This is a genomic window from Stenotrophomonas sp. ZAC14A_NAIMI4_1 (genome assembly GCF_003086915.1).
Classification (GTDB): domain Bacteria; phylum Pseudomonadota; class Gammaproteobacteria; order Xanthomonadales; family Xanthomonadaceae; genus Stenotrophomonas.
The window spans coordinates 1,066,558-1,085,680 of the sequence record NZ_CP026002.1 but is presented as its reverse complement, the minus strand read 5'-3'; the positions used below and the strand labels follow the sequence as shown (position 1 = coordinate 1,085,680).

General features: G+C 69.9%; 17 protein-coding genes. 11 read left to right on the top strand and 6 right to left on the bottom strand.

The features are described from left to right. The first annotated feature begins 23 nt into the window (after positions 1-23). The gene (locus C1926_RS05020) at positions 24-1,151 is read left to right on the top strand and encodes an anhydro-N-acetylmuramic acid kinase (protein ID WP_108760629.1); all 1,128 of its coding nucleotides are present in this window, start codon (positions 24-26) and stop codon (positions 1,149-1,151) included. An 80-nt stretch (positions 1,152-1,231) separates the two neighbouring features. Here the strand turns inward: C1926_RS05020 and C1926_RS05015 are convergent, their stop codons facing one another. From C1926_RS05015 to C1926_RS05005, 3 genes are all read right to left on the bottom strand, one after another. Next, positions 1,232-1,462: a hypothetical protein gene (locus C1926_RS05015; protein ID WP_108760628.1), complete on the bottom strand. Its 231-nt coding sequence runs from the start codon at positions 1,460-1,462 to the stop codon at positions 1,232-1,234. A 77-nt stretch (positions 1,463-1,539) separates the two neighbouring features. Continuing rightward, positions 1,540-2,835 carry an MFS transporter gene (locus C1926_RS05010; RefSeq protein WP_108758433.1) on the bottom strand — a complete coding sequence of 432 codons (1,296 nt, stop codon included), beginning with the start codon at positions 2,833-2,835 and terminating at the stop codon, positions 1,540-1,542. Beyond that, complete coding sequence (locus tag C1926_RS05005; RefSeq protein ID WP_108758432.1) at positions 2,832-3,632, bottom strand: exodeoxyribonuclease III; 801 nt, start codon at positions 3,630-3,632, stop codon at positions 2,832-2,834. Before C1926_RS05005 ends, C1926_RS05010 begins: the two co-directional genes overlap by 4 nt. A 162-nt stretch (positions 3,633-3,794) precedes the next feature. Between C1926_RS05005 and pyrE the strand changes: the two genes are divergently transcribed. The 8 genes from pyrE (at position 3,795) to C1926_RS04965 (ending at position 13,175) form a co-directional block, all read left to right on the top strand. Continuing rightward, entirely contained in the window at positions 3,795-4,454 is a 660-nt protein-coding gene (gene pyrE, locus C1926_RS05000) for an orotate phosphoribosyltransferase (RefSeq protein ID WP_079225004.1), read from the top strand. A gap of 16 nt (positions 4,455-4,470) precedes the next feature. Next, positions 4,471-5,115: a hypothetical protein gene (locus tag C1926_RS04995; RefSeq protein ID WP_108758431.1), complete on the top strand. Its 645-nt coding sequence runs from the start codon at positions 4,471-4,473 to the stop codon at positions 5,113-5,115. A gap of 127 nt (positions 5,116-5,242) precedes the next feature. After that, positions 5,243-5,335 (top strand): potassium-transporting ATPase subunit F, encoded by a 93-nt coding sequence (locus C1926_RS04990; RefSeq protein WP_079225483.1) that lies wholly within the window; start codon positions 5,243-5,245, stop codon positions 5,333-5,335. A 12-nt stretch (positions 5,336-5,347) separates the two neighbouring features. Next, positions 5,348-7,057, top strand: a complete 1,710-nt coding sequence (gene kdpA / locus C1926_RS04985) for a potassium-transporting ATPase subunit KdpA (RefSeq protein ID WP_108745770.1) — start codon at positions 5,348-5,350, stop codon at positions 7,055-7,057. Positions 7,058-7,067: 10 nt separating this feature from the next. Then, entirely contained in the window at positions 7,068-9,125 is a 2,058-nt protein-coding gene (gene kdpB, locus C1926_RS04980; RefSeq protein ID WP_108758430.1) for a potassium-transporting ATPase subunit KdpB, read from the top strand. After that, on the top strand, positions 9,122-9,769 hold the full coding sequence (kdpC, locus tag C1926_RS04975; protein ID WP_108758429.1) for a potassium-transporting ATPase subunit KdpC: 648 nt from the start codon (positions 9,122-9,124) through the stop codon (positions 9,767-9,769). The genes kdpB and kdpC overlap by 4 nt, the downstream gene beginning before the upstream one ends. A 51-nt stretch (positions 9,770-9,820) precedes the next feature. Then, positions 9,821-12,481, top strand: a complete 2,661-nt coding sequence (locus C1926_RS04970; RefSeq protein ID WP_108758428.1) for a sensor histidine kinase KdpD — start codon at positions 9,821-9,823, stop codon at positions 12,479-12,481. Then, positions 12,462-13,175, top strand: coding sequence for a response regulator transcription factor (locus tag C1926_RS04965; RefSeq protein WP_079224994.1), 714 nt, complete (start codon positions 12,462-12,464; stop codon positions 13,173-13,175). The genes C1926_RS04970 and C1926_RS04965 overlap by 20 nt, the downstream gene beginning before the upstream one ends. Before the next feature lie 142 nt (positions 13,176-13,317). Here the strand turns inward: C1926_RS04965 and C1926_RS21765 are convergent, their stop codons facing one another. From C1926_RS21765 to coaBC, 3 genes are read right to left on the bottom strand one after another with little or no spacing between them, the layout of a single operon-like run. Further along, positions 13,318-15,675, bottom strand: a complete 2,358-nt coding sequence (locus C1926_RS21765) for a phosphomannomutase/phosphoglucomutase (RefSeq protein WP_108758427.1) — start codon at positions 15,673-15,675, stop codon at positions 13,318-13,320. 12 nt (positions 15,676-15,687) lie between these two features. Continuing rightward, entirely contained in the window at positions 15,688-16,176 is a 489-nt protein-coding gene (gene dut / locus C1926_RS04955; protein WP_079224983.1) for a dUTP diphosphatase, read from the bottom strand. Continuing rightward, a complete protein-coding gene (gene coaBC, locus C1926_RS04950) occupies positions 16,173-17,441 on the bottom strand; it encodes a bifunctional phosphopantothenoylcysteine decarboxylase/phosphopantothenate--cysteine ligase CoaBC (RefSeq protein ID WP_108758426.1) in 1,269 nt (422 codons plus the stop codon). The genes dut and coaBC overlap by 4 nt, the downstream gene beginning before the upstream one ends. 227 nt (positions 17,442-17,668) lie before the next feature. Here coaBC and C1926_RS04945 point away from each other — a divergent pair, with 227 nt between their 5' ends. Further along, positions 17,669-18,295: a response regulator transcription factor gene (locus tag C1926_RS04945; protein ID WP_108758425.1), complete on the top strand. Its 627-nt coding sequence runs from the start codon at positions 17,669-17,671 to the stop codon at positions 18,293-18,295. A 70-nt stretch (positions 18,296-18,365) separates the two neighbouring features. Next, positions 18,366-19,070, top strand: coding sequence for a DNA repair protein RadC (gene radC, locus C1926_RS04940; RefSeq protein WP_079225481.1), 705 nt, complete (start codon positions 18,366-18,368; stop codon positions 19,068-19,070). The last annotated feature ends 53 nt before the right edge of the window (positions 19,071-19,123 follow it).

Here is a 19,123-nt window from a genome sequence, read left to right as displayed (position 1 = left end):
CGCGTCCTTTTTTTATGCCCGCCATGAACACGACCGTCGACGTTGATGCCCCCCTCTACCTTGGCCTGATGTCAGGCACCAGCGCCGATGGCATCGATGCCGCGCTGGTGCAGTTCCCCGCCAGCGGCGGCTGCCGCTTCGTGCGGGGCCTGACCGCCCGCTGGGAGCCGGTGCTGCGCGCGCGGCTGGTGGCGCTGGGCGAAGGCGGGCCGCTGGAGTCGCTGGAAGAGCTGGGCGAGCTGGATGCGCGCATCGCGATCAACTTCGCCGCCGCCGCCAACCAGCTGCTGGACGAGGCCGGCGTGGACCGCCGCCAGGTGCGGGCGATCGGCTCGCACGGGCAGACCGTGCGCCACCGGCCGCTGGCCGACCCGGCCTTCACCGTGCAGCTGGGCGATGGCAACCGCATTGCCGAACTGACCGGGATCACCACGGTGGCCGATTTCCGCCGCCGCGACGTGGCCGCTGGCGGCCATGGGGCGCCGTTGATGCCGGCCTTCCACCTGGCGATGCTGGGCACGGCCGGCGAGGACCGCGCGGTGCTCAACCTGGGTGGCATCGGCAACCTGACCCTGATCCCCCGGCAGGGCGTGCCGCGCGGCTTCGACACCGGCCCGGCCAATGCGCTGATGGATGCCTGGTGCCAGCGCCATACCGGCCGCACCTTCGACGCCGACGGGGCCTATGCGGCCAGTGGTGCGGTGGATGCAGCGCTGCTGGCCAGCTGGCGTGCGGACCCGTGGTTCGACCTGCCGCCGCCCAAGAGCACCGGCCGCGAGCAGTTCCACCTGGCCTGGGCCGAGGCGCGCATGGGCGAAGGCGAGTACGCCGCCGCCGATGTGCAGGCCACCCTGCTGGAACTGACCGCGGTAACCGTGGCCGATGCATTGCTGGCCCACCAGCCGGAGACCCGCCGGGTGCTGGTCTGCGGCGGCGGCGTGCACAACCGGCAGCTGATGCGCCGGCTGGCGGCACTGCTGCCGGGCGTGGCGGTGGAATCCAGCGCCGTGCACGGGCTGGACCCGGAGTATGTGGAGGCGATGGGCTTTGCCTGGCTGGCACAGCGGACCATGGATGGGCTGGCCGGCAACCTGCCGAGCGTGACCGGGGCGAAAGGGCCGCGGATTCTCGGGGCGATCCATCTGGCGTGATGGCAAGGCAGTCGAGCATGGCTCGACTCTACAAGGGCGCGCGGTAGCGCCGGGCCATGCCCGGCGACGCGGTGTCAGATCTACCGGAAGCCCTGCCCCGCCGGCATCGCCTGCAGGGCGGCGATCGCCGCCGACAGGGCGTCCACTTCGGGATCGCCGAAGCCGGAGCGGACCTCCAGCTCGCTGTTCAGCAGGCCCTGTTCGAGCAGCACCGAACAGGCCTGCTCGTGGCTCCAGCCGCGCGCCACGGCCACCCTTCGGATACGTTCATACAGCAGCGGGTCCACGTCCCGCAGCACTACATCGGCCATGCTCACTCCCCGTTCGCAAGGCACCGCCCCCTCGGCGCGTCCCGGGCGATCATCCCGCAGGTTGCGCAGTCAGGCAATCAGGGGGCGCTGCGGTCGTGGATGCGCGGCCACAGCCAGGCCAGCAGCAGCAGGGTCGGTACCACGGTGACCGCGCTGAGCATGAAGAAGGTGCTGTAGGAGCTGGCTTCGACGATATAGCCCGACACGCCGCCGACGAACTTGCCCGGCAGGTTGGCCAGCGACACCAGCAGGGCGTACTGGGTGGCGGTGAAGTTGCGGTCGGTGAGCGAGGACATGAAGGCCACCAGCACGGTGCCGGCGAAGCCCTGGAACAGGTTGTCGGCGCTGAGCGCGGCGTAGAACGCCCACAGCTGGCCCGGGTTGTGCGCCATCAGCAGGAAGGCGAGGTTGGACAGGGCCACGCCCAGCGCCGCCACCAGCAGCATGCGGCGGAAGCCGAAGGCGGCCACGGCGATACCGCCAAGGAAGGCGCCACCGATACCCATCCACACGCCGAACAGCTTGGAGACGGTGGCGATGTCGGCCTTGTCGAAGCCCGAATCCAGATAGAACGGGCCGGCCATCACGCCGATGACCTGGTCGGGGAACTTGAACAGCCCGACGAAAGCCAGCAGGCCCAGCGCCAGGCCGATGCCGTTGCGGGTGAAGAAGCTGGTGATCGGCTTGACGAAGGCTTCGGCGACGTCGATCCGGCGCTGCACGGCCTGCGCCGGGCGATCCGGTTCGCGGCACACCAGGGTGGTGATGATCGGCAGCAGCATCAGCCCGGCCATGGCCAGGTAGGCGACGATCCAGCCTTCGAACTGGGCCAGGTAGAGCGCGCCGGCACCGGCCAGGATCAGGCCGATGCGGTAGCCCAGCGTATAGGTGGCAGCCAGCGCAGCCTGTGCGGTTTCCGGGGCGATCTCGATGCGGTAGGCATCGACCACCGAATCCTGGGTGGCGCCGGCAAAGGACGCCACCAGCACCCAGGCCACCAGCGGCCACACGCCCTGTTCGGGGCGGACGAAGGCCAGCGCGACCAGGCCGATCAGCACCGCCACCTGCGACAGCAGCAGCCAGGAGCGGCGGCGGCCGAGGAATGCCAGCAGCGGGAACGCGTAGCGGTCCAGCAGCGGGGCCCAGACGAACTTGAGCAGGTAGAAGAAGCTGGCCAGGCTGATCAGGCCGATGCTGCCCAGGTCCAGGCCGACATCACGCAGGCGGGTTGAAAGCGTCTGCGAGGCGATCAGCAGGAACGGCAGGCCGCTGCCGAAGCCCAGCAGGGCCATGGTCAGGGCCGAGGGCGTGCCAAAGGCGCGCTTGATCCCGGCCCAGCCTTTGTAGCTGGGCTTTGCAGCGGCTTCGCTCACAGGTCGTAGTCCACGGTGAACGGGGCGTGGTCGGAGAAGCGCTCGTCGCGGTAGATGGAGCAGCTGCGCAGGCGGTCACGCAGGCCGGGGGTGATGAACTGGTAATCGATGCGCCAACCGACGTTGTTGGCGCGGGCTGCGCCGCGGTTGCTCCACCAAGTGTAATCCTCGCCGGTGGGGTGCAGCAGGCGGTAGGCGTCGGCCCAGCCGCGGCCGGTGGCCACGTCGGTGGCCTGCCCGTGGTCGGCACACAGGCCGTTGAGCCAGTCGCGTTCTTCGGGCAGGCAGCCGGAATTCTTCTGGTTGGACTTCCAGTTCTTGATGTCCAGCGCCGAGCGGACGATGTTCCAGTCGCCGCACAGGACGTAGTCGCGGCCGCTGCGCGCCCACTCCTCCAGGATCGGCCGCAGCCATTCCATCACTTCGAACTTGAAGCCCTGGCGCAGGTCGCCCGAGCTGCCGGACGGGATATAGAAGGAGACCACGCTGAGATTGCCGAAGCGGGCCTCGATGTAGCGGCCTTCGTCGTCGAACGGCGCCCAGCCCAGCGAGGTGATGACCTGGTCCGGCTCGCGCTTGCTGTAGATCGCCACGCCGCTGTAGCCCTTCTTGGTGATGGCGTCGCGGTAGAAGCAATGGTGGCCGTCGGGGCGGAACATCGGATCGGTGAGCTGGTCCTCCTGCGCCTTGGTCTCCTGGATGCACAGAACGTCGGCGTCCTGGGCCCGGAACCAGTCGAGGAAGCCCTTGGTGGCGGCCGAGCGGATGCCATTGGCGTTGAAGCTGATGATGCGCATGCGGATGAACCTACGGCGGGAAACCGGGCAAGCATACCGGTTGCCCGGCGGCCCGCGCAGCCCGCCTGCCGGGCCCGGCAGGGCCTTCACAGGGCCTCAGGCGAGCGCGGAACGCCCAGCTGGATTAGGATTTGTGCTCCAAATGAAGACGAATCGAGTTTGATGAGCGACCACCGCCACCGTTTCCTGCAGCTGGCCCTGACCGCCGACGCCCTGCGCTTCGGCCAGTTCACCCTCAAGTCCGGCCGGCTGAGCCCCTATTTCTTCAATGCCGGTCGTTTCGACTCCGGCTCGCTGCTGTCCCAGCTGGGCGCCTGCTATTCGGACGCCATCGACGCCAGCGGAATCAAGTACGACGTGGTGTTCGGCCCGGCCTACAAGGGCATCCCGCTGGCCACCGCGATGGCCTGCGAGCTGGCCCAGCGTGGCCGCGACCTGCCGCTGTCGTTCAACCGCAAGGAAGTGAAGGACCACGGTGAAGGCGGCCAGCTGATCGGCGCCGACCTGACCGGCAAGCGCGTGCTGATCGTCGACGACGTGATCACCGCTGGCACCGCCATCCGCGAAGCCCTGGCCATCATCCGCGCTGCGGGCGGCATCCCGGCCGGCATCGTGGTGGCGCTGGACCGGCAGGAGATCGCCTCGGAAGCCGACCCGCGTTCGGCCGCACAGGCCGTGGCCGAAGAAGCCGGCATCCCGGTGATCGCCGTGGCGACCCTGGCCGACCTGCTTGATTTCGCCTCCGGAAACCCGGAACTTGTGGGCTACCGGCAGCCGCTGGAAGCCTATCGGGCCCAGTACGGCGTCCGTTCCGCACGCTGACCCAGGGGAAGGTCGCATGTTCCGAGTTCCTGCCATCGTTGCCACCAGCCTGCTGCTGGCGCTGCCGGCCAGCCTGCTGGCCCAGTCCGGCGCGCCGGGAAAGAAGCTGTACTGCTGGAACGAGGGCAAGGAGCGGATCTGCAGCGATTCGCTGCCGGCCGACGCGGTCAACAACGCGCGTGAGGAGTTCAATGCCAACAGCGGCGTGCGCAACGCGCAGGTACAGCGCGCGTTGACCGACGCCGAACGCGCCGCTGCCGCCACCGTGGCGGCGCAGGCGCAGCTGGACCAGATGGCAGCGCAGACCAAGCAGCGTACCGAGCAGGCCATGTTGTCGACCTACGGCAGCGAGGATGCACTGCGCAAGGTGTTCAACGAGCGCCAGGAGGTGCTCGACAACAACCTGAGCACCGCCCGCTACAACGTCACCAGCCTGCGGGATTCGCTGGTGACCCTGCTGGGGGCGGCGGGCGATCGCGAGCTGGCCGGCGGCAAGGTGGGCGACACGCAGGCCGAGGCGATCCGCCAGCGCCACGCCCAGCTGCAGGCACAGCAGCGCCTGCAGGCCAGCTTCGAGCAGCAGCAGGTGACGCTGAAGGCCGAGATCGACGCCAGCCTGCAGCGCTACCGCGAACTGAAAGGCATGGCCCCGGGCGGTTGAGGGCCCGGCGACATCGGAATTTATGCACTCTTTACGCGCCGGCCCCGTCCGGCGCGTAGTGCGTTTATGGGGGGCAGGACGACGATGGCGGCCTGAGGTGGAGGGGTTCCACCAGGATGCATTTCCCATGTCCCCCTGGCTGTCGTTGTTCTGTGGCGTGCTGGTGCTGGTTGCCGCCGCCTATCTCCTTTATGTCGTGCTGCGGCCCGAGTCGTTCTGAGCGGAGCCTGCCATGACTGAGATGCTTGTGATTCTTGCTGCCAGCCTGCTGCTGGCCTGGCCGCTGGGCCTGTACCTGGCGCGCGTGATGCGTGGCGCGCCGATGAAGGTGGACGTGCTGTTCCACTGGATCGAAAAACCGCTGTACCGGCTGTTCGGCGTGGATGCCACGCGCTCGATGTCCTGGCGCGGCTACGTGCTGGCCTTCGTGCTGAGCAACGTGGTGGTGGCCGTGCTGACCCAGGCGGTGTTCATGACCCAGGCCTGGCTGCCATTGAACCCGGACCAGATCCCGAACATGCGCTGGGACACCGCGCTGCACACGATGATCTCGTTCCTGACCAACACCAACCAGCAGCACTACTCGGGCCAGGCGCAGCTGTCCTACCTCTCGCAGATGACCGGCATCACCGGCCTGCAGGTGGTGACGCCGATGATGGGCCTGGCGCTGGCGGTGGCGACGCTGCGGGCGCTGTTCGCGCGTGCGCCGCAGACCGTGGCGGCGCCCGCGGCCGGCGGCGACCGGCAGGTGCCGGTGGGCAACTACTACGTGGACGTGGTGCGCCTGTGCGTGCGCTTCCTGTTGCCGCTGTGCCTGGTCTGGACCCTGTTGCTGACCAGCCAGGGCGTGCCCTCGACGATGGCCGGCGGCCCGCAGGCCACGCCGATCGACGCCAGCGCCGGCATGGCGCAGCAGAAACTTCCGCTGGGCCCGGTGGCGGCGATGGTCGCGGCCAAGCAGCTGGGCGCCAACGGCGGCGGCTGGTACGGCCCGAACAGCAGCTTCCCGCTGGAGAACCCGACCCCGGTGTCGAACCTGCTGGAGGTGGTGGGCATCCTGCTGATCCCGATGGCGGTGATCTTCATGATCGGTGCGTTCACCGGCCGACGCCGCTTCGGCGCCCTGGTGTTCAGCTGCATGCTCGGCATGTCGCTGCTGTCCACCGGCGCGATGATGTGGAGCGAGGGCCACAGCGCCAGCGCAGCCACGCCGCTGCTGATGGAAGGCAAGGAGGTGCGCTTCGGCGCCGACGGCACCGCGCTGTGGGCGGCCGTGACCACCCAGGTCTCCAACGGCTCGGTGAACGGCATGCACGATTCGCTGGCACCGCTGAGCGGTGGCATCGCGATGGTCAACATGCTGGTCAGCGCAATCTGGGGCGGTATCGGCTGCGGCCTGCAGCAGTTCATCGTCTACCTGCTGCTCGGCGTGTTCCTGGCCGGGTTGATGACCGGGCGCACGCCTGAGCTGTTCGGCCGCAAGCTGGAAACACCGCAGGTGCGCCTGCTGGCCCTGCTGGTGCTGCTGCAGCCGATCACCCTGCTGGTGTTCACCGCGATCACCCTGGCCGTGCCCGGCCTTTCCGGCACCTCCAACCCCGGCTTCCATGGCATCAGCCAGGTCTTCTACGAGTACGTCTCGGCTTATGCCAACAACGGCTCGGGCTTCGAAGGGCTGGGCGACGCCACGCCGTGGTGGAACCTGAGCTGCTCGCTGGTGCTGCTGCTGGGCCGCTTCCCGCTGCTGATCATCCCGCTGGTGGTGGCTGCACAGCTGGCGGCCAAGCGCCAGGCACCGGAGTCTGCCGGCAGCCTGCAGATCGAAACCCCGACCTTCGCCCTGACCCTGGTCTCGGTGATCGTCATCCTGACCGTGCTGCAGTTCATGCCGGCGCTGGTACTCGGCCCGATCGCCGACCACCTGAGCCTGGGACTGCACTAAGGACACCCCGATGAGTACCCACGCAAGTTCTTCCCGCAGTTCCCTTGCACCGCGCCCTGCCCTGCTCGATGGCGCCGGCCTGCGCCGTGCGCTGGTCGAAGCGGTGCGCAAGCTCGCACCGATGCACCTGGTGCGCAGCCCGGTGATGGCGGTGGTGATGGCCGGCACGATCGTCGCCGCCATCGTCACCCTGACCGGCAACGCGCCGCTGGGCTTCGGCCTGGCAGTGACCGCGATCCTGCTGGTGACCGTGCTGTTCGGCAATTTCGCCGAAGCCGTGGCCGAGGCACGTGGCCGCGGCCAGGCCGCATCACTGCGCCGGGCCCGCCAGGACCTGGTGGCGCGCCGCCTGGCCGCCCCGCAGCCGGGAGCCGCCGAAGCGCAGGTGCCGGCCGCCGAGCTGCGCCCGGGCGACCATGTGATCGTCAGTGCCGGTGAGCTGGTGCCGGCCGATGGCGAGATCGTGCAGGGCCTGGCCACCATCAACGAAGCGGCGGTGACCGGTGAATCGGCGCCGGTGCTGCGCGAGGCCGGTACCGACCGCTCCGGCGTGATCGGCGGCACGAAGGTGCTGTCCGACCAGATCATCGTGCGGGTGACCGCCGAGCCGGGCCACAGCTTCCTGGACCGGATGATCGCGCTGGTGGAAGGGGCCAACCGGCAGAAGACCCCCAACGAGGTCGCGCTGACCCTGCTGCTGGCAGCGATGACGCTGACCTTCCTGGTGGTGGTGGCGACCCTGCCGGCCATCGGTGCGGCCTTGGGCGTGCAGGTCGATCCGCTGCTGCTGATCGCGCTGCTGGTGTGCCTGATCCCGACCACCATCGGTGGCCTGCTGCCGGCGATTGGTATTGCCGGCATGAACCGTGCGCTGGCCGCCAACGTGCTGGCCAAGTCGGGCAAGGCGGTGGAAGTGGCCGGCGACGTGGACGTGCTGCTGCTGGACAAGACCGGCACCATCACCTACGGCGACCGCCAGGCCAGCCACTTCCACCCGCTGGCCGGCATCGACGCCAGCCAGCTGCGTGAAGCGGCGCTGCTCTCTTCGCTGGCCGACCCGACACCGGAAGGCAAGTCGATCGTGCGCCTGGCGCGTGAGCAGGGCTGTGCCACCGCCGAACCGGAGCAGGCCGACTACCTGGCCTTCAGCGCGCAGACCCGCATGTCCGGCGTTGACCTGGAACATGGGCGCCAGATCCGCAAGGGCGCGCTGGATGCGATCCGCAACCACGTGCAGGCGCTGGGCGGCACGGTGCCGGCCGAGCTGGCCGGGCGCGTCGAGCAGGTGGCGCGCAACGGTGCCACTCCGCTGGTGGTGGCCGAGGGCCGCCACGTGCTGGGCGTGATCGAGCTGTCGGACGTGGTCAAGCACGGCATGCGCGAGAAGTTCGCGCAGTTGCGGGCGATGGGCATCCGCACGGTGATGATCACCGGCGACAACCCGCTGACCGCTGCGGCCATTGCGGCCGAGGCCGGCGTGGACGACTACATCGCGGAGGCACGCCCCGAAGACAAGCTGGCACGCATCCGCCAGGAGCAGGCCGGTGGCCGCCTGGTGGCGATGGTCGGCGACGGCACCAACGACGCGCCGGCCCTGGCCCAGGCCGACATCGGCCTGGCGATGAACTCCGGCACGCAGGCGGCGAAGGAGGCCGGCAACATGGTCGACCTCGATTCGGACCCGGCCAAGCTGCTGGCGGTGGTGGAAGTGGGCAAGCAGCAGCTGATCACCCGCGGCGCATTGACCACCTTCTCGCTGGCCAACGACGTGTCCAAGTACTTCGCGATCCTGCCGGCGCTGTTTGCCGCTGCGGTCCCGACCATGGCCGCCTTGAACGTGATGCAGCTGTCGAGCCCGCGCAACGCGGTACTGGCAGCGCTGATCTTCAACGCCTTGGTGATTCCTGCCCTGATCCCGCTCGCCCTGCGTGGCGTGCGCTTCCGCCCGGCCACCGCAACCGCGCTGCTGCGCCGGAACATGCTGGTGTACGGCCTGGGTGGCGTGCTGCTGCCGTTCGTGGCGATCAAGGCCATCGACCTCCTTCTTGTCCTGGTATCCGGCGCATGAACCGTTCTGTCTCCTCTTCCTCCCTGCCCCGCGAACACGCGGCCGAGGCCCGCGTGGCGCGCCTGCAGGACGATGCCACCTGGCGCCCGGCGATCGGCCTGGGCCTGGCCACCCTGCTGCTGGCCGGTGCGGTCTACGCCGGCATCGCCACCGGTTTTGCCGGGCTGAGCTTCCCGACCCAGGCCGAAGGCAGCCTGTTGCGCGATGACAGTGGCCAGGTGCGCGGTTCGGCGTGGCTGGCGCAGCCGTTCACCGGCGATGGCTACTTCCAGGCGCGCCCATCGGCGGCCAACTACGACCCGATGGCCGCGGCCGGGTCCAACCTGGCCCGCAGCAACCCGGCGCTGGCCGAGCGCGTGGCGGCCAGCACCGCTGCGGTGGCAGCGCGCGAGGGCGTGAGTCCGGCACAGGTGCCGGCTGACCTGGTCACCCAGTCCGGCGCCGGCCTGGACCCGCAGCTGTCGCCGGCTGCCGCGCAGGTGCAGGTGGCGCGCGTGGCGCGTGCGCGCGGCCTGCCGGTGGAGCGCGTGCAGGCGCTGGTGCAGGCGCACACCGAAGGCCGCCAGTGGGGCCTGTTCGGGCAGCCGCGGGTGAACGTGGTGACCCTGAACTTCGTCCTGGACCACGCTGCACGGGCGCCGTGATGCCAGCCTGCACCGGCGGCGCGCACAATGGCGGCCATGACAGCAGCTGCGATGAATGATGCACGTACCCGCCAGGCCGATGCCCTGGTGGAAGGCCTGCAGCGCGAAGCCGGCGGCAAGCTGACGGTGTTCCTGGGCGCGGCGCCGGGCGTGGGCAAGACCTACACCATGCTGACCCGCGCGCAGGAACAGCTGCGCCGGGGCGTGGACCTGGTGGTGGCGGTGGTGGAAACCCACGGCCGCGTCGATACCCAGGCCCTGCTGGAAGGCCTGCCGCAGCTGCCATTGAAGGGCGTGGCCTACCACGGCCATGCCCTGCAGGAAATGGACCTCGATGCGGTGCTGGAGCGCCATCCGGCGCTGGTGCTGGTGGACGAACTGGCCCATCGCAACGCGCCGGGCAGCCGCCATGAACGACGCTGGCAGGACGTGATGGAACTGCTGGACGCCGGCATCGACGTCTGGACCACGGTCAACATCCAGCACCTGGAAAGCCTCAACGATGTGGTGATGCGCATCACCGGCGTGCGGGTGAGCGAGACCGTGCCCGACGGCGTGCTCGACCGCCTGCATGACATCGTGCTGGTGGACCTGCCGCCGCGCGAACTGATCGCGCGCCTGCAGCAGGGCAAGGTGTACGTGCCCGAACAGGCTGCGCAGGCGCTGCAGGCGTTCTTCTCGCCGGCCAACCTGACCGCGCTGCGCGAACTGGCGATGCAGGAGGCCGCCGACCGGGTCGACAGCAGCCTGCGCGAAACCCGCGCCGCACGCGGCGAAGGCAACCTGCCGTTGCGCCGCGGCGTGCTGGTGGCCATCGATGGAGGCGGCCAGAGCGAATACCTGGTGCGCGTGGCGCGGCGCATCGCCGAACGCCGCGATGCGCCGTGGACGGTGGTGACCGTGCAGGGCCGGCGCCAGGACGAGGCGACCCGGCGCGAGATCGATGCGGCCTTCGCGCTGGCCCGGCGGCTGGGCGGCGATGCCGAACTGCTGCATGGCTCGAGCATCGCCGATGCCCTGCTGGACCATGCCGCGCACAACGGCGTGTCGACGCTGGTGCTGGGGCGGACCCGCGAGCGGCCGCTGGCACGGATGTTCAACCGCACCCTGACCCAGCAGCTGATCCAGCGCGGCGCGCACTACGAGATCACGATCATCAGCACGCCGCAGGCGCGTGCGCGCGCGCGACGCGAAGGCCTGCTGCCACCGATGCGCGGCATCAGCCACGAGCCGCTGCAGGCACTGCTGGCCACGGCGCTGGCCTGCGGCGTGGCGTGGCTGGGCGAACGCTGGGTGGGGATGGCCGACCTGTCGATGGTATTCATCGTGGCGGTGGTGCTGGTGGCCGCGCGTACCCGTGCCAGCGTGGCGGTGATGGCCGCCATCCTGTGTTTCCTGGCCTACAACTTCCTGTTCATCGCCCCCCGTTTCACCTTTGCCATCGGCGCACGCCAAGGCGTGATCACCGTGTTCCTGTTCCTGGCCGCCGCACTGGTGGCCGGACGGCTGGCATCGCGGCTGCGCATGCAGGTGATCGCGCTGCGTGCGGCCAACCGGCATGCGCGCGCACGCCAGCAGCTGGGCCGGCAGCTGGCCAGCGCGGCCGGCAACGGCGAGGTGGCGCAGGCCGGCAGGCAGGCGCTGGAACAGGCCATGGACGTGCCGGCCTGGCTGCGGATCGGCGCTGACACCGCCACCGGCGGCGGCGCCCAGCCTGGCGACACCGACCTGGCCGCCGCCGACTGGGCCCTGCGCCATCGCCAGCCCAGCGGCCGCTTCACCGATACCCTGGCCGGCGCGCAGTGGTGGTTCCTGCCGCTGCTGGATGGCGAAGACCGCGCCGTCGGCGTTGCCGGGCTGTACCTGCCCGGTGCGCAGGCCCGCCTGCTGCCCGAGCAGCGCCAGCTGGCCGAGGCCATGGTCGACGACATCGCCCAGGCCGCGCTGCGCACGCAGCTGGTGGCCGAACTGGAACAGGCCCACGTGAGCAACGAGACCGAGCGGCTGCGTTCGGCCCTGCTCTCTTCGGTGTCGCACGACCTGCGCTCCCCGCTGGCGGCGATGATCGGTTCGGCCGACAGCCTGGCCAGCTATGGCACGGCGATGGACGCGGCCGACCGGCGTGCGCTGCTGGACACCATCCTGGTGGAAGGCGAGCGGCTGGACCGCTACATCCAGAACCTGCTGGACATGACCCGGCTGGGCCACGAAGGGCTGACCATCCAGCGCGACTGGATCGGCGTGGACGAGCTGATCGGTTCGGCCGCGCGCCGCCTGCAGCGCTACCAGCCCAAGGTGCGGCTGGAACTGGATATCCCGGCCACGCTGGCGCCGATCTGGGTGCACCCGGCGCTGGTGGAACAGGCGGTGTTCAACGTGATGGAGAACGCGGCCAAGTTCTCGCCGCCCGATGCACCGGTGCAGGTGCTGGCACGGGAGCTGGATGGCCAGCTGCGCATCGACGTGATCGATGCCGGCCCCGGCATTCCCGATGACGAGCGCGCGCGCATCTTCGACATGTTCTACAGCGTCGAGCGCGGCGACCGCGGCCGCCACGGCACCGGCCTGGGCCTGACCATCTGCCAGGGCATGATCGGCGCCCATGGCGGCAGCGTGCAGGCGCTGCCGGGACGCGACGGTCGCGGTACCCTGATCCGCATCACCCTGCCCCTGCTCAAGCCAACCGCCCACGATGAGCCCGACCCCGATTGATGCCAGCGTGCCAGCCGCGCGCGTGCTGGTGATCGACGATGAAACCCAGATCCGCCGGTTCCTGGACATCAGCCTGCGCGCGCAGGGCTACCAGGTGCGCCAGGCCGCCACGGGCCAGGAAGGCCTGGACATGGCCGCCAGCGAGGACATGGATCTGGTGATCCTGGATATCGGCCTGCCGGACATGGAAGGCCACGAGGTGCTGGCGCAGCTGCGGCAGTGGAGCCAGGTGCCGGTGATCATGCTGACCGTGCGCGCGGGCGAGCACGAGAAAGTGCGGGCGCTGGATACCGGCGCCAACGACTACGTGACCAAGCCGTTCGGCACGCAGGAACTGATGGCGCGGGTGCGGGCGCTGCTGCGCACCCGCAGCGTGCCCAGCGATGGCACCCCGCCGGTGTTCGACGATGGCCACCTGCATGTGGACCTGGTGCGCCGCGAGGTGGCGATCGACGGCGAGCCGGTGGCGCTGACCCGCAAGGAATACGCGCTGCTGTCACTGCTGCTGCGCAATGCCGGGCGGGTGGTGACCCAGCCGCAGATCCTGCAGGAGATCTGGGGGCCGACCCACCAGCAGGACACCCACTACCTGCGCATCCTGGTCGGCAAGCTGCGGCACAAGCTGGGTGATTCGGCGCTGGATTCGCGCTACCTGTTCACCGAGCCGGGGGTGGGGTTGAGGTTCAAGGGGTGAGGCGTGCCGACCAACGGTCGGCACCTGGGTAGATCCACGCCATGCGTGGATGCCGTCGATTTGGAACCTGGGGTCAGAGCCCGTTGCGCAGCAACGGGATCCGACCCCGTACCGACCAACGGTGGGCACCCACCAGGATTGATCAGAAGCCCAGCGGGGTGTCGCCCAGCAGGCCCTGCAGCTGGCTGCGGAACAGCGCCTGGATGCGTTCCAGCGCGGCGGTGTCGTTGCCTTCGAAGCGCAGTACCAGCACCGGGGTGGTGTTGGAGGCACGTACCAGGCCCCAGCCATCAGGGTAGTCCACGCGCAGGCCATCGATGGTCGACAGGCGGCCACCGGCGTACGGGTTGTCCTCCGACTGCGCCGCGGCCACCAGCATCGCCACCAGCGCATGCGGCGTGCCGGACGCCACCGGCACCTTCAGTTCCGGCGTGGACACCATGTCCGGCAGTTCCTCCAGCACCTCGTGCGGGCTTTCTTCGCGCTGGGCGAGGATTTCCAGCAGGCGGGCCGCGGCGTACAGGCCATCGTCGAAACCGAACCAGCGCTCCTTGAAGAAGAAGTGGCCGCTCATCTCGCCAGCCAGCTCGGCATCGGTCTCGCGCATCTTCGCCTTCATCAGCGAATGCCCGGTCTTCCACATCAGCGGGCTGCCACCGTTGCGCAGTACGTGGTCGGACAGCTTGCCGGTGCACTTCACGTCGTAGATCACCATCGCGCCGGGGTTGCGCATCAGCACGTCGGCGGCGAACAGCATCAGCAGGCGGTCGGCGTAGATGATCTTGCCTTCGCCGGTGACCACGCCCAAGCGGTCGCCATCACCATCGAAGGCCACGCCGAGGTCGGCACCGAAGCGCTTGACCGTCTGCACCAGGTCTTCCAGATTCGCTGGTTCGCTGGGGTCGGGGTGGTGGTTGGGGAAGGTGCCGTCGACATCGCAGTACAGCGGGATGACCTCGGCGCCGATCGCTTCCAGCAGCTGCGGGGCGAACGCGCCGGCCACGCCGTTGCCGGCGTCGGCCACCACCTTCAACGGGCGGTCCAGCTGCACGTCGTCGGCAATGCGCTGGATGTAGTCGGCCGCGACCTCGCGCTGCTGGTAGTCGCCCGGCGCAGCGGCCTGTGCCAGGCGGCCTTCGCTGATGCGCTGGTAGAGGTCGGTGATCGCGTCGCCGGACAGCGTTTCGCCGCCGATGACCACCTTGAAGCCGTTGTACTCGGGCGGGTTGTGGCTGCCGGTCACCGCCACGCAGGTGCCCGTGCGCAGGTGGAAGGCAGCAAAATAGACCAGCGGCGTCGGCGCCAGGCCGATGTCGATGACCGAACAGCCGGCGCGGCGCAGGCCCTCGGCCAGGCTGGCCGACAGTTCCGGGCCGGACAGGCGGCCATCGCGACCGACCACTACCTCGCGCAGCCCCTGTTCGAGGGCGACGGTACCGATGGCCTGGCCGATCAGCGCGGCGTTGCGCGCGTTCAACTCGGTGCCCACCACGCCGCGGATGTCGTAGGCGCGGAAGATGCCGGCCGGCAGATCCACCGGCGGCGGCGGCGGCACGGCCGGCGGGGTGCCGGCTCCGGCATCGTCCGCATCGGCGGCCGGCAGGGCTGGTGCAGCCATCTGCAGGCTTTCGCGCAGGGTCGGGCCGTGATCGGCCTCGGCCGCAGCAGCACGACGCGCCGGCAACGGCAGCGACTTCGGCAGGCGGCCCCGGCCCACCACCAGCAGCACGGCGATGAAGGCCAGCAGCAGCGCCACGATGGCACTGGGCAGGGCGCCCAGGCCCAGCGGGCCCGGGTCGATGTTGGGTGCGCTGGCGGTCAGCCGCAGCGGGGTGCCCTTGATCGGCCGCGCCATTGCCTCGGCACTGTCGGACAGACTGGTGTTGCCCTGGGCAACGATGTCATGCGCGCCCTGGCGCAGCGACAGGAACCCACTGGATGGCGTGCGCAGCTGGTCCAGCGGGCTGGTCAGGCGCAGCAGCGGCTGCCGTACATAGATCACGGCCGGGCCCAGCGAGCCCAGCTGCACCGGTGCCGCCAGGCCGAGGCGGTTGCCACCGCCATCACGGACCACGCGCAGCCCCGGCTTGCCGTCGGCCAGGACCGACTCCAGCAGCGCCAGGCGGGCATAACCGAAGGTCGCGGCATCGGCGTAGGCATCGGCCAGTCCGGCCGTCAGCACGTCCACCTGCTCCACCCCGGACCAGCTTTCACGCAGGGCCTGCGCGGCACCGGCGGCGTCGCCGGCCTGCAGCGACTGCTGCACGCGGTCACCCTTGAGGTGCTGCTGCAGCTGCTGCAACTGGCCGGATGCGGCCTGCTGCACGCCCTGCACCGCCTCGTCGCGTACCTGCGCCAGCGTGTCCCCGCTGGCCTGCTGCCGCCACTGCTGCACCGCGCTCCAGCCGAACCAGCCGGCCAGCAACAACAGCGCTGCACCGAGCAACGGCGCGTTGCGCCCCAATGACTGCTTCTGCCGTCCTTCCCCGCTGCCGCTCATCAGTTTCCCCCGTCAACGCACCCCGGTATGGCCGAATCCACCCGTTCCCCGCACGCTGTCGGTGAAAGTATCCACCACCTGCAGGCTGACGCGGGCAATCGGTACGACAACCAGCTGGGCGATGCGGTCGCCCGGCTCGATGGTGAAGGCTTCGCGGCCGCGATTCCAGACGCTGATCAGCAGCGGGCCCTGGTAATCGGCATCGATCAGGCCGGTGCCGTTGCCCAGCACGATGCCGTGGCGGTGGCCCAGGCCCGAGCGCGGCAGGATCACGGCGCACAGGTTCGGGTCGCCGATGTGGATGGCCAGGCCGCTGGGCACCAGCGCGGTGTCGCCCGGCTGCAGGGTCAGCGCGGTTTCCAGCGCCGCGCGCAGGTCCATGCCAGCGCTGGCTTCGGTGGCATAGGCCGGCAGCGGCCAGCTGTCGCCGAAGCGCGGGTCGAGCAGCTTCACCTGCAATGCCTGCAGAGGGGCCACCGGGGTGGATGTTGCCTGGGTCATGCCTGGAGTCTCCGCGCGATCAGCGCCAGCAGTTGTTCGGCCAGCTCGCGCTTGGAGGTGGCCGGGAATACCTGTTCGCCGTCCTGCCAGAAGGCAGTTGCAGCATTGTTGTCGCTTTCAAAACCGCCGCCGCTGATGCCCACCTGGTTGGCGATCACCAGGTCCAGGCGCTTGTCGACCAGCTTGCCACGCGCGTATTTCTCCACGTCGTGGGTTTCGGCGGCGAAGCCGACCACCAGCTTCAGCGACTGGGTCTGTGCGGCAACCTCGGCCAGGATGTCCGGCGTGCGCACCAGCTCGATCACCAGCGACTGGCTGTCGGCGGTCTTCTTCAGCTTCTGCGCCGCCACCTGGCGCGGGGTGTAGTCGGACACCGCGGCCGCGCCGATATAGATGTCCGCCGGCAGCGCATTCAGCACGGCCTCGCGCATCTGCGCGGCCGAGCGCACGTCCACCCGCTGCACGCCCGGCGGGGTCGGCAGCTGCACCGGGCCGCTGACCAGCATCACCTGGGCGCCGAGGGCGGCGGCGGCACCGGCCAGGGCGAAGCCCATCTTGCCGCTGCTGCGGTTGCCCACGTAGCGCACCGGGTCGATGTCTTCATAGGTCGGGCCGGCGCTGATCAGCAGGCGCAGGCCCTGCAGCGCGCGGGTTTCCGGCGCGGCGGGCCGGGCGGCCGGGGCGGTGCCGCCCAGGCTGGCCAGCGCGGCGACGATGTCGCCCGGCTCGGCCAGCCGGCCGGGACCGGATTCGCCCTCGGCCAGCGGCCCGTCGACCGGACCGATGACCTGCGCGCCACGCTGGCGCAGCAGGGCGATGTTGGCCTGGGTGGCCGGGTGCAGCCACATGCGGTGGTTCATGGCCGGGCACACGGTGAGCGGCGCGGTGCTGGCCAGGCACAGGGTGCTGACCAGGTCATCGGCGTGGCCCTGGGCCAGGCGTGCCAGCAGATCGGCGGTGCCCGGCGCGACCACGATGCGGTCGGCCCAGCGCGCCAGTTCGATGTGGCCCATGGCCTGTTCGGCGGCACTGTCCCACAGGGTGGTACGGGTGGGCTGGCCGGACAGGGCCTGGAAGCTGAGGGGGGTGACGAACTGCTGGGCACCGGCGGTCATCGCCACCTGGACCAGGGCCCCGGCGTCACGCAGGCGGCGGACCAGTTCCAGTGCCTTGTAGGCCGCGATCCCGCCGCCGACGCACAACAGCAGTTTCTGGCCTTCCAGCGCGCGGGCCGGCGCGGGGAGGGCGTTGGGGGAATCAGCCACCTGGAAATCCTGTGCAAACGAGGGCGCTAGCTTACCCGATGGCCGGTAACGTCCCGGTACACAACGCACATAGCGCGCAGCTATCAGCAGATGGAGCTGCGACTACTTCATTTTCCGAATTGTCGCGCTGAGGTTTCAGAACATTCCTATACCTGTAACGGGCGCGGCTTCCGCAGAATCAATGCTGGCCCCCTCGGGTGCGCCATCTGCTATCCGAGGAGCCCACCGTGCCACCGCGCATCATCATCGCCGACGACCATCCGGTCGTACTGCACGGCATCCGCATCGTGCTCGAACGCCACAACATGTGCGTGGCCGGTGCCGCCTCCGACGGAGCGGCATTGCTGGATCTGGTGGCCCGCCGACCCTGCCATGCAGTCCTGACCGACCTGGTGATGCCCGGCACCGGGCCCGATGGCCCCGAACTGCTGGGCACGCTGCGGCACCGCTACCCGGCGTTGCCCGTGGTGGTGCTGACCAGCGCGCGCCATCCCGGCCTGCTCGATGGCCTGCTGCGCGACGGCGTGCAGGGGCTGATCGACAAGAGCGCCGATTTCGCCGAACTGCCACGGGCCCTGCGCGCCGCCATCGCCGGGCGCACGTTCGTTTCCAGGCAGCTGCGCCGCCTGCTGGAATCCCGCGACCTGCTGCTGCAGCGGGTGCCCTGCGCGCCGTCGGCACGCGAACAGGAGGTGCTGGACCTGCTGGGCGACGGGCTGAGCGTGAACGCCGTGGCCGAACACACCGGCCGCAGTGCCAAGACCATCAGCCGCCAGAAGGCCGAGGCCATGCGCAAGCTGGGCCTGGACAACAACCAGGAGCTGTACGACTACCTGCAGGCCCAGCGCGCTTGAGGCATCGACTGACCGCCGCGGGCGGCAAACGCCGATGGCTGGCGCGGGCGGCGGCAGCGACCATGTGGCCATGCCCATCCATGACTGGCCCATCGACGAACGCCCGCGCGAGAAGCTGCTGACGCGCGGCCCCACTGCCCTGTCCGATGCCGAACTGCTGGCATTGTTCCTCGGCTCCGGCTTCGGTGGCCGCGATGCGGTGCAGACCGCGCGCGACCTGCTCGGCAGCCACGGCCCGCTGCGGGTGCTGCTGGACCGCCCCGCCGCCAAGCTGGCCCGCCTGCCCGGGCTGGGGCCGGCGCGCAGCTGCACGCTGGCAGCCGGCCTGGAGCTGGCCCACCGCTATCTGGCCGCCGAACTGGCCCACGGCGAGAGCGTGGGCGACAACCCGCTGGCGGTCGGCCGCTACCTGCAGCACCGGCTGCGCGGGCAGGCGCGTGAACTGTTCCTGGTGCTGTTCCTGGACAACCGGCACCGCCTGATCGCCTGCGAGGAACTGTTCGCCGGCACCATCAACACCGCCCCGGTCTACCCCCGCGAGGTGGTGCGGCGGGCCCTGCTGCACAACGCTGCGGCGGTCATCCTCAGCCACAACCACCCCTCCGGCGACCCTGAACCCTCCGGCGCCGATGCACGGATCACCGAGGAGCTGCAGCAGGCCCTGGCCCTGGTCGATATCCGCCTGCTGGACCACTTCGTGATCGGCGAAGGGCGGCCGGTTTCATTTGCTGAACGCGGCCTCCTGCCGCAGCTGCAACCGCGCCTGTTCGGATGAGGCCAGGGTCCGGGGCGCCCGGCCGGCGGAGGCCGCGCGCGTTCACATGGGCA